This window comes from Kitasatospora sp. NPDC057518, assembly GCF_042802075.1.
Lineage (GTDB): Bacteria > Actinomycetota > Actinomycetes > Streptomycetales > Streptomycetaceae > Kitasatospora.
Genome location: NZ_JBHVEU010000271.1, coordinates 1 through 12131 on the forward strand (window position 1 = coordinate 1; position 12131 = coordinate 12131).

Consider the following 12131-nt stretch of genomic DNA (forward strand, 5'->3'; position numbering starts at 1 on the left):
GGGCGCGCGAGCACGGCGCGCCCGGGGCGGGGCTTCGAGGACCGGCGGAGCTCAGGCCTTGGCCTGGTCCGCCTCCTCGGCGCCGGCCCCCGCCGGCACCGGAACGGAGCGCAGCCGGGACGCGGGCGGCGCGGGGATGACGGCGGCGACGGCGGCCGCGATCAGCGCGACGCCGCAGCCGATCACCAGGCCGACCCGGAAGCCGCCCTCCGAGGGCAGGGTGTGGCCGCCCAGGGTGACGGTCATCTGCGACAGCACCACGCCCATCACGGCGGCGGACACCGAGGTGCCCAGTGAGCGCATCAGGGTGTTGAAGCTGTTCGCCGAGGCCGTCGCGGTCAGCGGCACCGCGCTCATGATCAGCGCGGGCATCGCGCCGTAGGCCAGGCCCACGCCGCTGTTGCAGACGATCGTCACGATCAGCACGCCCCAGGTGGAGCCCATCAGCGGCAGCGCCAGCCCGTACCCGACGGCGATCGTCAGCGCCCCGGCGACCAGGGTGAACTTCGGTCCGCGCGCGGCCGACAGCTTGCCGCCGAACGGGGAGACGACCATCATCATCAGCCCGCCGGGCGCCATCCACAGGCCCATCGCCAGCATCGACTGCCCGAGCCCGTAGCCGGTGGCCTCCGGCAGCTGGAGCAGCTGCGGCACGATCAGCGCCTGGGCGTACATGCCGAAGCCGACCAGGACGGAGGCGGCGTTGGTCAGCAGCACCCGGGGGCGCGCGGTGACCCGCAAGTCCACCAGCGGCTCGGTGACGCGCAGCTCCCAGCGGGCCCAGAGCAGCAGGATCGCGGCGGAGGCGGTGAACAGGCCGAGGGTCCGGGTGCTGCCCCAGCCCCAGTCGCCGCCCTTGGAGACGGGCAGCAGCAGGCAGACCAGGCCGACGCTCAGGCCGATCGCGCCGACGTAGTCGAAGCGCCCCCCGGTGGCGGGGCGGCCGTCCGCGGAAGCGGAAGCGGCCGGGGCCGGGATGATGACCCAGAGCAGGCCGATGATGACGACGGCCAGTACGGCGGTGCCCCAGAACAGCACGCGCCAGCTGGCGTAGTCGGCGACGCCGGCCGCGATCGGCAGGCCGAGGCCGCCGCCGATCCCCATGGAGGCGCTGACCAGGGCGATCGCCGAGCCGAGCCGCTCGGGCGGCAGCACGTCGCGCAGCAGGCTGATGCCGATCGGCACCAGGCCCATGCCCATGCCCTGCAGGGCCCGTCCGGCGATCATCGGCACCACGGAGTCGGCCACCGCGCACAGCACCGAGCCGAGCAGCAGCGGGACGCAGGAGGCGATGAGCATCGTCCGCTTGCCGAGGAGGTCGCCGAGGCGGCCGCTGATCGGGACGAAGACGGCGGCGGAGAGCAGGGTCGCGGTGATGACCCAGGAGGCGTTGGACGCGCTGGTGTGCAGGAGTTGCGGGAGCTGGCTGATCAGCGGGGTGACCAGGGTCTGCATGATCGCGGCGACGGTGCCGGTGAAGGCGAGCACCGCCACGATCGGACCGGTGCGGGGGGTGGGGGCGGGGCCGTTGATGACGGGCCTCCTCGGGCGGTCGAAGAGCAGTCGAAGAACGTTCGAAGAGCGTTCGAGAGCGGAAACATGCACAAAACACACGATGTGCATGAAACACAAGACGGTCAGCTTACACAGGATGTGCGCGATGCACATCATGTGTGCTGCGCATGCCTCTGGCATACTGAAGGGTGATCCACGGAGAACCCGCAGGTCGAAGCGGTGATGAAGGGACTTCGACATGACCAGCCCCACGCACGAGGTCGCCCTCGAGTTCCTGGTGTTCGCCCGGCACCGCGACCTCAGCCAGGTCAACGCCCGCCCCGAGGGCAGCCAGCTCGAACGCAGCGCCTACATCCTGCTCAGCCGGGTCGACGCCGAAGGGCCGATGTCCATCGGCCAGCTGAGCGACGCCTTCGCCCTGGACGTCTCCACCCTCAACCGGCAGACGGCGGCCCTGAAGAGCGCGGGACTGCTCGAACGCATCCCGGACCCGGACGGCGGCATCGCCCGCAAGTTCCGCCTCACCGAGGAGGGCCGCCGCCGGCTGGACGCGGAACGCGAGGCGCACGTACGGGCACTGAACCTCGTGATGACGGACTGGCCGGAGGAGGACATCGCCTCCTTCGCCGGCTTCCTGCGCCGCTTCAACACCGGCATCGAGCGGCTCGACGGCCGCCCCTGGCCGCGCGACTGAGCCGACGCGGGCGCCGCACGGGACGTCGGCCCGGCTGGGGAGCGCACGGGAAGTCGGCGGGGCCGACTTCTCGCGCGGGGCGGCCTGGAGAATGCCCGGCATGGGAACGGACATCAACGGATTCATCGAGTGCCGGGCATGGTTCCCGCGCGACGAGGACGGGAAGCCGGCCTGGCAGGCCGCCGTCGCCCTCGACCTCCTCAACACCACCAGGAACTACGACGCCTTCGGCTGCCTCTTCGGGGTCCGCAACCACGCCAACTTCCGCCCGCTGGCCGCCGATCGCGGACTGCCGCCGGACGCCTCGCAGACCGTGCGGGCGGCGGTGGACACCTACGGGACCACCTTCTACGGCACCACCTGGATCACCTGGGCCGAGGTGAGGGCCGTGGACTGGGCCGAGGCGGCGGAGGCACCCGACAGCCGGCTCCACGAGTACCGGCGGACCCCCGACGGGCTCACGCTCGTCGGCAAGAGCGCCTGGAACCGGCGCTTCGGCGAGACCCTCGGCATTCCCGAACCGGTGCCGACACCGGGACCGGGGTCGGGGTCGGAGCCGGGCGAGGTGCGGACCTGGCCCGAGGGCAGCGAGTGGGTGGTCGACGACGTCGTCTACCGCTCCGAGCGGATGGACCGCCGCGACGCCGTCCGCGAGGACGGCGAGTGGAAGCCGGTCTGGACGGTCATGGAGGCCCTCGCCTCGCAGCACGGTGACGACAACGTCCGGCTGGTGGTCTGGTTCGACTACTGAGCGGCGCCCGCCCGCAAGCGCCGCCCGCCGCCCGGCGGTCGCAGCTCGGCAGCCGGCTCAGCCCTCGGCCCGGATCCGGTCGGCGACCGGGAAGTCGGTCCCGCAGTCGGGGCAGGTCGCGCCGCCGAACACGTGGGTGAGCGCGTGCGCGACCTCGCGCTGTCCGTCGGCGAGCGCGAGGTCGTGGAGGCGCCGCCCGATGCCGTCCAGGTCCGCGGGGGCGGTCGGCCGCAGGGGCCGGGTCTCGATGTCCCCGTCGGCGAGCGCGTAGTCCTCGCCGGTGGAGAAGTGGCCGCGTTCGCCGAAGACGATGAACAGGCCCGCCCCGCAGCCCGGGCAGGAGACCTCGTACTCCTCGCTCCCGAGCCCCCAGGCCAGGTCCTCGCTCCACCCCGCGACGCCTTCGAAGCCCAGGACGGCCTCCAGGAGGTGGACGTACTCCCCGCGGTCCGTGGCCGTCCGCAGGTACCGGTTCGCGGCTGCCAGCAGTCCGGCGATCTCCGCCGCGTGCTCCGCGCGGACGTCGCCCGCCTCGTGCAGCTGGTCGGCGCCGGCCGTGATCGCGCCCGCCAGCACCACGGCGTTGACCGCCTGGTCCCGGTCCCCGCGCCCGGCCAGGTCGGCCAGCCAGGGCAGTGCCGCGAAGCTGGCCGGGTAGACGCTGCCCTGGTGGCACAGGGCCGACCACAGGTCGTTCCAGAGCTCGGCGCTGGGCTCCGCCGCGATCCGGTCCAGCAGGGCGGGTACGTCCTCGGCGGAGCCGTAGGCGTGGTGGAGGCGCGACCAGTCCGTCATGCGGCGATCCAACCAGGTCGACGGGCGCCAGCCGTCAGCGGGCCGGGGGGAGTTGGGCAAGGAGGGCGGGGCCGGTCCAGGCGGGGGTGGCGGCGGGGGCGGCGGCCTCGGCCCGGCGGACGAGGGCGATCAGGCGGGCGTTGGCGGGGGCGGCGAGGCCGTGGCGTTCGGCGAGGGCGACGATCTCGCCCTGGAGCGAGTCGATCTCGGTGGGGCGGCCGCGCTGGAGGTCCTCCCACATCGAGGAGCGGGCGGTGGCGTCGATCCGCAGGCTCGCCCCGGCCAGCCGCTGGAACAGGGCGTCGGGCAGGCCAAGCACCCAGGGCATCAGCCCCGGCGGCACCGGGCCGAGCCGCGCCGGTGCGACCCCGGCGGCCCGGAACGCCGCCAGCGCCTCCCGCTGGCAGCGCGCCACGCACCGCCGGAACGCCCGCTGCCCGACCTGCTCGCGCAGCGGAAGCCCGGAGAGCGCGTTGACGGCGTTGTTGAGGTTCAGCAGCAGCTTGGCCGCCTGGACGGCCGGCATGTCCGGCCGCAGGTCCAGCCGGAGCCCGCTCGCCCGGGCCGCCCCGGCGAGGGCGGCGGCGCCCTCCCCCGCCGCCAGCATCAGCGACCCGCCGCTGCCCTGGTGAACGGCGGCGGGCCCGGTCCGCACCACGTTGTACGGGACCATGCCGGCCAGCACCCGGTGGCCGGGCAGCGCGGCCGCGAGCGCCCGGGTGTTGCGCAGGCCGTTCTGGAAGCTCACCACCACCGTGTCCGGGCCGAGGTGCGGGGCGAGTTCGCGGGCGGCGGTCGCGGTGTCGGCGGACTTCACGGTGACCAGGACGTGGTCGGCGCCGGCCACGGCCGCCGGGTCGGTGGCGGCGGTCAGGTCCCGTACCTCGCGGCGGGCCCCGCCCGGGCCGGTGAGGGTCAGCCCGGCCGCGTCGATCGCCGCCATCGCCGCCGGCCGCCCGATCAGGGTGACGTCGGCGGTCGCGGCGAGCATGCCGCCGAGGTGGCAGCCGATGGAGCCGGCGCCGAACACGGCGATCCGGAGCCTGCGTTGGGCGGGGCTGGCGGGCACGGGGGGCTTCTCCGAGGGGTGGGCGGACGGGGAGGGGGACGGGGAGGGCGGGGCCGTCAGTCGAAGAGGTCGGGGTCCGAGGCGGTGATCTGGTCCCACAGCGGGCGGGCCTGGAACCAGCCGGCCAGCGGGGTCCCGACCTGGCCCCGGGTGATCAGCGCGGTCTCCCGGTCGATCGGCTTGGGGGTGCCGGCCGCCATCGCGAGCAGCTGCGCCTGGCAGGAGCGCTCCATGGTGACGAACCACCAGACCGCCTCGGCCACGGACTGGCCGACGGTCAGCAGGCCGTGGTTCTGCAGGATGACGGCCTTGTGGCTGCCGAGCGCGGCAGCAACCCTCTTGCCCTCCTCGGTGTCGGTCACGACGCCCCGGTAGTCGCTGTACAGGCCGTGGTCCTCGAAGAAGGCGCAGGCGTCCTGGGTCAGCGGGGCGAGCGGGATGCCGAGGCTGGAGAAGGCCTTGCCGTGGAGCGAGTGCGAGTGGGCGGCGGCGACCGCGTCGGGGCGGGCGGCGTGCACCTGGGAGTGGATGGCGAAGGCGGCCCGGTTCACCGGGCGGGTGCCGTGCAGCAGGGTGCCCTCGTGGTCGACCAGGATCAGGTCGGAGGCCTTGATCTGGCTGAAGCTCATGCCGAACGGGTTCACCCAGAACCGGTCCGGGTGCTCCGGGTCGCGGACGGTGATGTGCCCGGCGACGCCCTCCGAGAAGCCGAACCGCCCGAACAGGCGGAAGCCCGCGGCGAGTTGCTCCTTGCGGTACCGGCGCTCCTCCTCCACCGAGTCGAACACCGGCGGCAGCGGCAGGGTGACCCCTTCGGGGGCGGGGCCCACGACGCCGATCGCCGCGTACGGGTCGGCGGGCTGCTGCGGTACGGGCATGGCGGCTCCTCGGGGTGCGGTCGGTCCGGTCAGGGACGAGGTGTCACGCCGGATTTCCGGCGGACGTACGGAAGCGGTGGAGCAGTTCGCGGGCGGGCGGGCTGTCGGCGTCGAAGGCCTGCATGCCGTGGAGGTCGGACGGCACCCCGGGGCCGGCGAGCCAGACGCCGTGGCAGCTGAAGCAGAAGGAGACCTCGAAGAGGAGCCCGCCGGGGCCGTGCGCCCGGATCCCGTACCCGGGCTCGAAGCACCGGCGCAGTTCGCCCTCCGGCAGCTCGCCCATCAGGTCGAGGGCCTGCCGGAGGTGCTCGGAATCCCAGACGGTGAGGACCTCGCCGGTGACGGAGTCCGAGCCGTAGGCGCTCCTCGGATCCGCGATCCGGACCACTTCGATGAGGACGGTCTGCGAGGCGACGTCGGGGAGCAGCATGCGAACAGGATCACAGAGCGGGACTGTTCCCGGGAAGGTGTCGTCACTCCAGCCGGTGGCGGACGTCGCGGTTGCGCTTGTACTCGCGCATGAGCGCGAGGAGGTTGATCAGAGTGCTGGCCGGAACATTGCCGATGTCGACCAGGCGGCGGCCGTGGAGGTTGATGTCACCGGGGATGGCGGACGGCCAGAGGAGGCCGAACTCACGGCCCTCGGTGCGGAGTTCCACGATGAGTTCGGTGACCTGGCGCGAGGTGAGGTGGAGCAGGGCCGGGTCGGCGGGGTGGATCGGGTGGTGGGCGCTCACGCGGCACCGTCCTGCCGCAGCTCAAACCAGACGGTTTTGCCGAGATGCTGGGGGTCGACACCCCAGCGGTGGGTGAGGCCGGCGACGAGCTGGAGGCCCCGGCCGGTCTCGGAGAGGAGGGCGTGGGGGCCCAGGTTCGGGAGGAGTGGACTGCGGTCGGAGACGGCGACGCGGAGGGTGTCGACGCGGTGGTCGATGAGGATGACCGGGGAGGTCGTCTCGCCGTGGCGCCAGGCGTTGACGATGAGTTCGACCATGGCGAGCTCGGCGTCCGCGATGAGGGAGGGCGGCCAGCCGGCGCTGGCCATGCCGTCGCGGAGGGCGTCGCGGGAGAGGGTGAGGGAGGGGGAGTTGATGTTGCGCACAGTGTCTCCCGATGGGGGAAAGGGTGAGACCGGCGGATGCGTCGCCGTGAACGAACCCACTGGACATGGGTGTTCTTCGGTGCCCGAGCGGCGTTACTGACGATCCGTTCAGTGATCGGTGCATCACAGACTGTAGGGCAAGATGTGGGACATGTGCCATACGGTTGGGAACATGTCCCTAAAAAGAGTGGCTGGACTCGCACCACCGCTGCGTTAGATGCTTGGCCCCATGCCCCACACTCCGAGCGCTCGCAAGCAGCGAATCGGTATCGAGCTACGGAAGATGCGCGATGCCGCCGGTAGAACCACCGCTGAGGCCGCCGCCGTCCTTGGGTTGAATCGCACGAAGATCACGCTCATCGAACAGGGGATGTACGCCGTCACTCCCGATCGGGTGATCGCCCTTGCGTCCGAGTACGAGGAAGGCGACTCCGACTACGTCGACGCGCTTGCCGCGATGGCCGGAGACAAGTCCAAAGGCTGGTGGGAGGACCACCGTGGACTCGTCTCCACCGGCCTGCTTGACATCTCAGAGGTCGAACATCACGCACACGGCCTCGCGACCTATCAGATCTGCCACGTGCCTGGCTTGATGCAGACCGAGGACACGGCCCGGGAGATATTCCGCGAGGTCTATCCGCCATTGCGGCCGCTGAACATCGAGGCGCGAGTGGAGAACCGCATGGGCAGGGCGCAGCTCCTCACCCGCGCCAACCCCATGCCCTACGAGGCGATCGTCCACGAGGCCGCGCTCCGAATGATGTTCGGCGGGGCAGCCGTAGCCCGCGCCCAGCTCGACCACCTACTGACGCTGTCAGAACTCCCCAACGTGACGCTGCGAGTGGTGGAGTTCCGGGCCGGCGGCTTCAAGGGGGCGGGGCAGGCGGTCATGTACGCACGAGGTCCGATCTCCCGCTTGGACACCGTGCAGCTCGACTCCATCGGCACACCGGCATTCCTGACCGATGTGAACCAGCTCAAGAACTATCAGGACGTCATTGCGGCAATGAGAGACCGAGCGCTTGGCCCTGACGAGTCACGCGACCTCATCTCCCGCATAGCGAAGACCCTGTGAGAGGAATCATCGTGGATGAACTCACCTGGCGAAGGCCTACCGCGTGCGGAGACGGGAACAACTGCCCTGAAGTAGCTGTCACATCCGACGCCGTCTACGTCCGCAGCAGCCTCCTGCCCGACGCCATCGCCCAGCTCACCCCCGACGAATGGCACGACCTCGTCTCCGCCATCCGCGCGGGCGAGTTCGACCTGTAGCACCCGGACTACGAGGGAGTTCGATGAAGGACCTCGCCTGGAAACGGCCCATGGCTTGCCCCGATGGCGCAAGCTGCCCAGAGGTAGCCGTAGCCCCCGACGCCGTCTACGTCCGCAGCAGCCTCGCGCCTGACGCCGTCGCCCAGCTCACCCCCGACGAATGGCACGACCTCGTCTCCGCCATCCGCGCGGGCGAGTTCGACCTGTAGCGCTCGGACTACGGAGGCAGTTCGATGAAGAACCTCATCTGGACTCGACCCAACGCGTGCTCCAATGCGGGCAACTGCCCAGAGGTAGCAATCACCACCGACGCCGTCTATGTCCGCAGCAGCTTCCTGCCCGACGCCATCGCCCAGCTCACCCCCACCGAGTGGCGCGACCTCGTCTCCGCCATCCGCGCGGGCGAGTTCGACGTCTGACGCCTCCCCCGCCGCACCGGCCGGCCCGCTCCACCCTCCGGCCGGTGCCCCGGCCGCCCCGATTCGGCGCACGGGCACTGAGCTGCTAATATTTCATTCAGCGCGAGGGACATGAGCCCTCGTCAGGCGTCAGCGGTGCTACCAGAGCACGTCCTACTTTCAGTAGGAAGAGTCCGTGCAACCCGGGCCTGGCGCTCCATCACCGGAAGGGTCCGGCACCACACAGGTGCCGGACCCTTTCGCGTTCCCCCCCCGGCACTTGGTGAACGTCACGGCGATCGGGATGCCGCGACGGTCCACGATCACATGGCGCTTGGAGCCAGGTCCGCGCGGTGCAGTTCGGTCAGCAGTGCGGCGTGCAAGCGGGGCCACACGCTGGCCTCGGTCGATGGCGTCGTCCGGGAGCGGGCGGCAGCAGCGGAGCCACCCGCTCCCACAAGTCATCCGGGACGGGAGCAACACGCACCCCGGGTACCCTGCCGACCGAGACCGCCGAGTACAAGAGGGCAGCTCAACTCATGCTGAAGCGGTCAGCAGGGGCAGGATCACTCCTCGTACCACTGCTCTGCCCCGAGCCGGGCCTCGCTGATGGCGGCGTCACCGACACGGGCGGCACGCACGAACACGCCGAGGCCGTAGATCTCCATGTCCCCGCTGACGGGAAGCCGCAGGCCGAGGTCGTTGTCCGCGATGTACCTGACGATGTCGGCTTCGACGGCGGTGACCGGCCGGCCGACGAGCGGGATGCCGTCGAGGAGGATCTGGGGGCCGGATCGCCCAAGGGCGGTGACCGCGACAAGGAGCGGGCCGCGGCCTTGCTCCCACCCCGAGTAGTGCGCGCGGACGCCGGCGGCCTCGAATCGCTCCTCCACCAGTCGCTCCTCCTCAGGGTCACCCTGGGTCGCCCAAGGGGTGCCTGCGGGGAAGGGATGGTAGATGCCGCGCGAAGAAGCCGTCTCCCCGCCCAGGGCAGCCGACACCTGCTCCGGCGTCATCTCGAACCGAAGCGGCCCCACCCGCTCCAGCGGCACACACTCCCACTGCGGCCGCTCCCGCTCGGGCCGTACTGTCCACGGCCCCGGTTCGGGGTCGGGGCGCCGGAAGTTGCTACGCCAACTCGCCACGGTCCTGTCGCCGTACGGGTTCTCGGCCAGGCCGGGCCCGGTCACCAGCAGGTCGGTGACCATGGCATCCAGCCACTGTCGCCGGAAGCCCTCGGCATCCGGCAGCCACTGCTGGACCGCACCCACCGAGACACCCCACGCCGGCACGTCCTGCTCCCCTTCGGCGTTCGGCACCTCCTTCACCCCGCACCGCAGCGCCAGGCGGCTGATGTCCGCGCGCACCTCGGAAGGCGCCCGGCCGACCAGCACCACGCCCTCCAACAGCACCAGCGGCCCGCTATTCGCATTGATCCCCACGGCCACCAGTTGCTCCCGCGGTCCGAAGATCGCGCTCACTCCATGCCGGCGGTACCAGCTCCACGACCGCAGAGCGCCGCTGAGGACACCGGCCGGAGCATCCTCGCCCAGCGCCACGTTTACCTGTTCAGGCGACATCCCGAACCGCAGCGGCCCCACCCCCACCAGCGGCTCCAGTAGCCAGCTCGCCCGGCCTCCGACTCCGACACCCATCCCAACCCCCGTGCTGCGTCCGGTCACCGGCACAATCGGCCTGCAAGGAACACCAACCTAGCGATGACCTGTGACACCAGGTGCAGCAGCGGATCGGCGGCCTGGCCTGCAGCATCGTCTGCCTCCGGCACCTTCGAAGTCATTCCGAAACGATCAGTTAATCACTCGGCATCTCCTCCCCCGACTGACATCGTGGCGGGCATGGACCAGACGCGACCAACCGCTCCCGACGATTCCGACCTGCCCGTCAGCATGGAGCGGAACCTCGCCGAGCACGCCTGCCACCTGCACCGCCGCCTGGAGCACGCGACCGTCACCGAGACCGCCGACCTCGTCATCGCCGACAGCGGACTCGACGACGACACCTTCAACATCGTTGCGGCGGCGCGCTTCACCGCCTCCACCGCCCCCGCCCGGATCGCGGAGACCGTCCGGACGCTCACCGCGACCGGCCGCCCCTTCTCCTGGTGGGTCGGCCCCGCCACCACTCCCCCAGATCTCCCCACCCTCCTCTCCACCGCCGGCCTCCAGGCCTCCGAGACCGAGACCGGGATGTGCCTGGACCTGCACACCGCTCCGCCGGAGCCGTCCGCCGACGGCCTGGACATCCGCCTCGCGACAACTCCCGAACAACTCGCCGACTACGCGACGATCGTGGCCGCGAACTGGGACCCGCCGGCCGCCACGGTCCGCCGCTTCTACGCCGACGCAGCCGGGTCCGCCCTCTCCCCCGACTGCCCCGCCCGCTACCTCGTCGGGTGCGTGGCCGGGCGGCCGGTCTGCTCGGCCGAGGTCTTCCTCTTCGCCGGGGTCGCCGGGATCTACAACATCGCCACCCTCGCCTCCGAACGCCGACGCGGTTACGGCGGAGCCATCACCCTGGCCACCCTGCGCACGGCCTACGACGCGGGCTACCGCACCGCCGTCCTCCAGGCCTCCTCCGACGGTGAGCCCGTCTACCGCCGCCTCGGATTCCAGCCCTGCGGCCTGTTCACCGAGTACGCCGTCGCCCCCTGAACCCCGAACCCCCGGCCTCGTGGCACCGCGATTCGGCACACCGGCACTGAACTGCTAATATTCCTGATGTCGCGAGGAACATGATTCCTCGTCAGGCGTCAGCGGTACTACCAGAGTACGTCCTACTTTCAGTAGGAAGAGTCCGTGCAACCCGGGCCTGGCGCTCCACAGTCGGAAGGGTCCGGCACCACACAGGTGCCGGGCCCTTTCGCGTTCGCGGGGCGAACCCTGGCGGACGGCGCGCACCCGGTCGGGATCCAGGTGCAGCTCGTACGGGGTACTGCAATCGCTGACCAGCGTGGCCACTTCCGCACCGCGGGGGCACAGCCGGTTCATGCCGCTCCGACCTGTGGTGCCGCAGCACCCCGCGTGCCCCCACCCCGGGGATGCGGCTGGAGTTCCGCCGCATCCCCGGGGTGGAGGACGACCGTGTCGCGGGGCCCCGCGACACCAGGAACCCGGAGCCGTCCGGGTCCACGACGGCGGGCCCGCCCAGGAAGACCGCCAGGCACTCCCTGGAGGGAACGAGCGGGGCGCCCCACGGCTCGGGCTCCACGGCGAAGAAGCCGAGCGGCACGGTGGACGTGGCCTACCGGGACCCGTCGGCCTTGCTGCTGCCCTGGCCCATCGGCCGCTCCGGGACCTCGGGGAACCCGGTCAGCTCCCCGGTGGTCGGACGGTCGCAGGCCACGCACACGAATACGGTCAGCTGATGGTGATGGCACCCGGCCGGCGCCCGGCCAACCGGGTTCGGGCCGACGGCCTCCGACATGCGCACGCCCCACTGGAGTTCGGCAAGGCCCTGGTGCCGGGGACGCGATTCGGCGCACCGGCGTTGAGCTGCTAATATTCCTGATGTCGCGAGGGACATGAGTCCTCGTCAGGCGTCAGCGGTGCTACCAGAGCACGTCCTACTTTCAGTAGGAAGAGTCCGTGCAACCCGGGCCTGGCGCTCCACAGTCGGAAGGGTCCGGCACCACACCTG

Annotated in this window: 15 protein-coding genes and 1 pseudogene; 7 read left to right on the plus strand and 9 right to left on the minus strand. The window is 71.3% G+C overall.

What is annotated here, in order from left to right:
- Positions 1-51: 51 nt before the first annotated feature.
- Positions 52-1533 carry an MFS transporter gene (locus ACFU7Z_RS25385; RefSeq protein ID WP_380779872.1) on the minus strand — a complete coding sequence of 494 codons (1482 nt, stop codon included), beginning with the start codon at positions 1531-1533 and terminating at the stop codon, positions 52-54.
- Between the two features lie 220 nt (positions 1534-1753).
- On the opposite strand from ACFU7Z_RS25385, the gene ACFU7Z_RS25390 reads away from it, so the two are divergent.
- On the plus strand, positions 1754-2209 hold the full coding sequence (locus ACFU7Z_RS25390) for a MarR family winged helix-turn-helix transcriptional regulator (protein ID WP_049650286.1): 456 nt from the start codon (positions 1754-1756) through the stop codon (positions 2207-2209).
- Positions 2210-2309: 100 nt separating this feature from the next.
- Positions 2310-2960 (plus strand): hypothetical protein, encoded by a 651-nt coding sequence (locus tag ACFU7Z_RS25395; protein ID WP_380779858.1) that lies wholly within the window; start codon positions 2310-2312, stop codon positions 2958-2960.
- Positions 2961-3017: 57 nt separating this feature from the next.
- On the opposite strand, the gene ACFU7Z_RS25400 is transcribed toward ACFU7Z_RS25395, so the two are convergent.
- The 6 genes from ACFU7Z_RS25400 to ACFU7Z_RS25425 are packed head-to-tail and all read right to left on the minus strand — an operon-like array spanning position 3018 to position 6804.
- Positions 3018-3755, minus strand: coding sequence for a hypothetical protein (locus ACFU7Z_RS25400; protein WP_380779860.1), 738 nt, complete (start codon positions 3753-3755; stop codon positions 3018-3020).
- Between the two features lie 34 nt (positions 3756-3789).
- On the minus strand, positions 3790-4824 hold the full coding sequence (locus ACFU7Z_RS25405; RefSeq protein WP_380779862.1) for a 2-dehydropantoate 2-reductase: 1035 nt from the start codon (positions 4822-4824) through the stop codon (positions 3790-3792).
- Positions 4825-4880: 56 nt separating this feature from the next.
- A complete protein-coding gene (locus tag ACFU7Z_RS25410; protein ID WP_375874743.1) occupies positions 4881-5702 on the minus strand; it encodes a class II aldolase/adducin family protein in 822 nt (273 codons plus the stop codon).
- A gap of 43 nt (positions 5703-5745) precedes the next feature.
- Complete coding sequence (locus tag ACFU7Z_RS25415; RefSeq protein WP_380779865.1) at positions 5746-6132, minus strand: hypothetical protein; 387 nt, start codon at positions 6130-6132, stop codon at positions 5746-5748.
- A 43-nt stretch (positions 6133-6175) separates the two neighbouring features.
- A complete protein-coding gene (locus tag ACFU7Z_RS25420; protein WP_074005068.1) occupies positions 6176-6439 on the minus strand; it encodes a hypothetical protein in 264 nt (87 codons plus the stop codon).
- On the minus strand, positions 6436-6804 hold the full coding sequence (locus ACFU7Z_RS25425; protein ID WP_079272654.1) for an ATP-binding protein: 369 nt from the start codon (positions 6802-6804) through the stop codon (positions 6436-6438). The genes ACFU7Z_RS25420 and ACFU7Z_RS25425 overlap by 4 nt, the downstream gene beginning before the upstream one ends.
- Before the next feature lie 229 nt (positions 6805-7033).
- On the opposite strand from ACFU7Z_RS25425, the gene ACFU7Z_RS25430 reads away from it, so the two are divergent.
- Genes ACFU7Z_RS25430 through ACFU7Z_RS25445 form a run of 4 tightly spaced genes read left to right on the plus strand, consistent with a single transcriptional unit; the run spans position 7034 to position 8495 of the window.
- Positions 7034-7879: a helix-turn-helix domain-containing protein gene (locus tag ACFU7Z_RS25430; RefSeq protein WP_375874745.1), complete on the plus strand. Its 846-nt coding sequence runs from the start codon at positions 7034-7036 to the stop codon at positions 7877-7879.
- An 11-nt stretch (positions 7880-7890) separates the two neighbouring features.
- Positions 7891-8076: a DUF397 domain-containing protein gene (locus ACFU7Z_RS25435; RefSeq protein WP_380779867.1), complete on the plus strand. Its 186-nt coding sequence runs from the start codon at positions 7891-7893 to the stop codon at positions 8074-8076.
- 23 nt (positions 8077-8099) lie between these two features.
- Entirely contained in the window at positions 8100-8285 is a 186-nt protein-coding gene (locus ACFU7Z_RS25440) for a DUF397 domain-containing protein (RefSeq protein ID WP_375874747.1), read from the plus strand.
- A gap of 24 nt (positions 8286-8309) precedes the next feature.
- Positions 8310-8495 carry a DUF397 domain-containing protein gene (locus tag ACFU7Z_RS25445; protein ID WP_375874748.1) on the plus strand — a complete coding sequence of 62 codons (186 nt, stop codon included), beginning with the start codon at positions 8310-8312 and terminating at the stop codon, positions 8493-8495.
- Positions 8496-8738: 243 nt separating this feature from the next.
- Here the strand turns inward: ACFU7Z_RS25445 and ACFU7Z_RS25450 are convergent.
- Both ACFU7Z_RS25450 and ACFU7Z_RS25455 read right to left on the minus strand, forming a co-directional pair.
- A pseudogene (locus ACFU7Z_RS25450) lies at positions 8739-8997 on the minus strand (hypothetical protein); the annotation flags it as partial.
- Between the two features lie 43 nt (positions 8998-9040).
- Positions 9041-9955 carry a hypothetical protein gene (locus ACFU7Z_RS25455; RefSeq protein ID WP_380779870.1) on the minus strand — a complete coding sequence of 305 codons (915 nt, stop codon included), beginning with the start codon at positions 9953-9955 and terminating at the stop codon, positions 9041-9043.
- Positions 9956-10381: 426 nt separating this feature from the next.
- Here ACFU7Z_RS25455 and ACFU7Z_RS25460 point away from each other — a divergent pair, with 426 nt between their 5' ends.
- Positions 10382-11146 carry a GNAT family N-acetyltransferase gene (locus tag ACFU7Z_RS25460; protein WP_380779874.1) on the plus strand — a complete coding sequence of 255 codons (765 nt, stop codon included), beginning with the start codon at positions 10382-10384 and terminating at the stop codon, positions 11144-11146.
- Positions 11147-12131 lie beyond the last annotated feature (985 nt).

Excerpts from the sequence above, each read along its gene's own strand:
- ACFU7Z_RS25390 (WP_049650286.1), top strand. The coding sequence starts at position 1,754 with ATGACCAGCCCCACGCACGAGGTCGCCCTCGAGTTCCTGGTGTTCGCC.
- ACFU7Z_RS25395 (WP_380779858.1), top strand. The coding sequence starts at position 2,310 with ATGGGAACGGACATCAACGGATTCATCGAGTGCCGGGCATGGTTCCCG.
- ACFU7Z_RS25400 (WP_380779860.1), bottom strand. The coding sequence starts at position 3,755 with ATGACGGACTGGTCGCGCCTCCACCACGCCTACGGCTCCGCCGAGGAC.
- ACFU7Z_RS25410 (WP_375874743.1), bottom strand. The coding sequence starts at position 5,702 with ATGCCCGTACCGCAGCAGCCCGCCGACCCGTACGCGGCGATCGGCGTC.
- ACFU7Z_RS25415 (WP_380779865.1), bottom strand. The coding sequence starts at position 6,132 with ATGCTGCTCCCCGACGTCGCCTCGCAGACCGTCCTCATCGAAGTGGTC.
- ACFU7Z_RS25430 (WP_375874745.1), top strand. The coding sequence starts at position 7,034 with ATGCCCCACACTCCGAGCGCTCGCAAGCAGCGAATCGGTATCGAGCTA.
- ACFU7Z_RS25440 (WP_375874747.1), top strand. The coding sequence starts at position 8,100 with ATGAAGGACCTCGCCTGGAAACGGCCCATGGCTTGCCCCGATGGCGCA.
- ACFU7Z_RS25445 (WP_375874748.1), top strand. The coding sequence starts at position 8,310 with ATGAAGAACCTCATCTGGACTCGACCCAACGCGTGCTCCAATGCGGGC.
- ACFU7Z_RS25460 (WP_380779874.1), top strand. The coding sequence starts at position 10,382 with ATGGAGCGGAACCTCGCCGAGCACGCCTGCCACCTGCACCGCCGCCTG.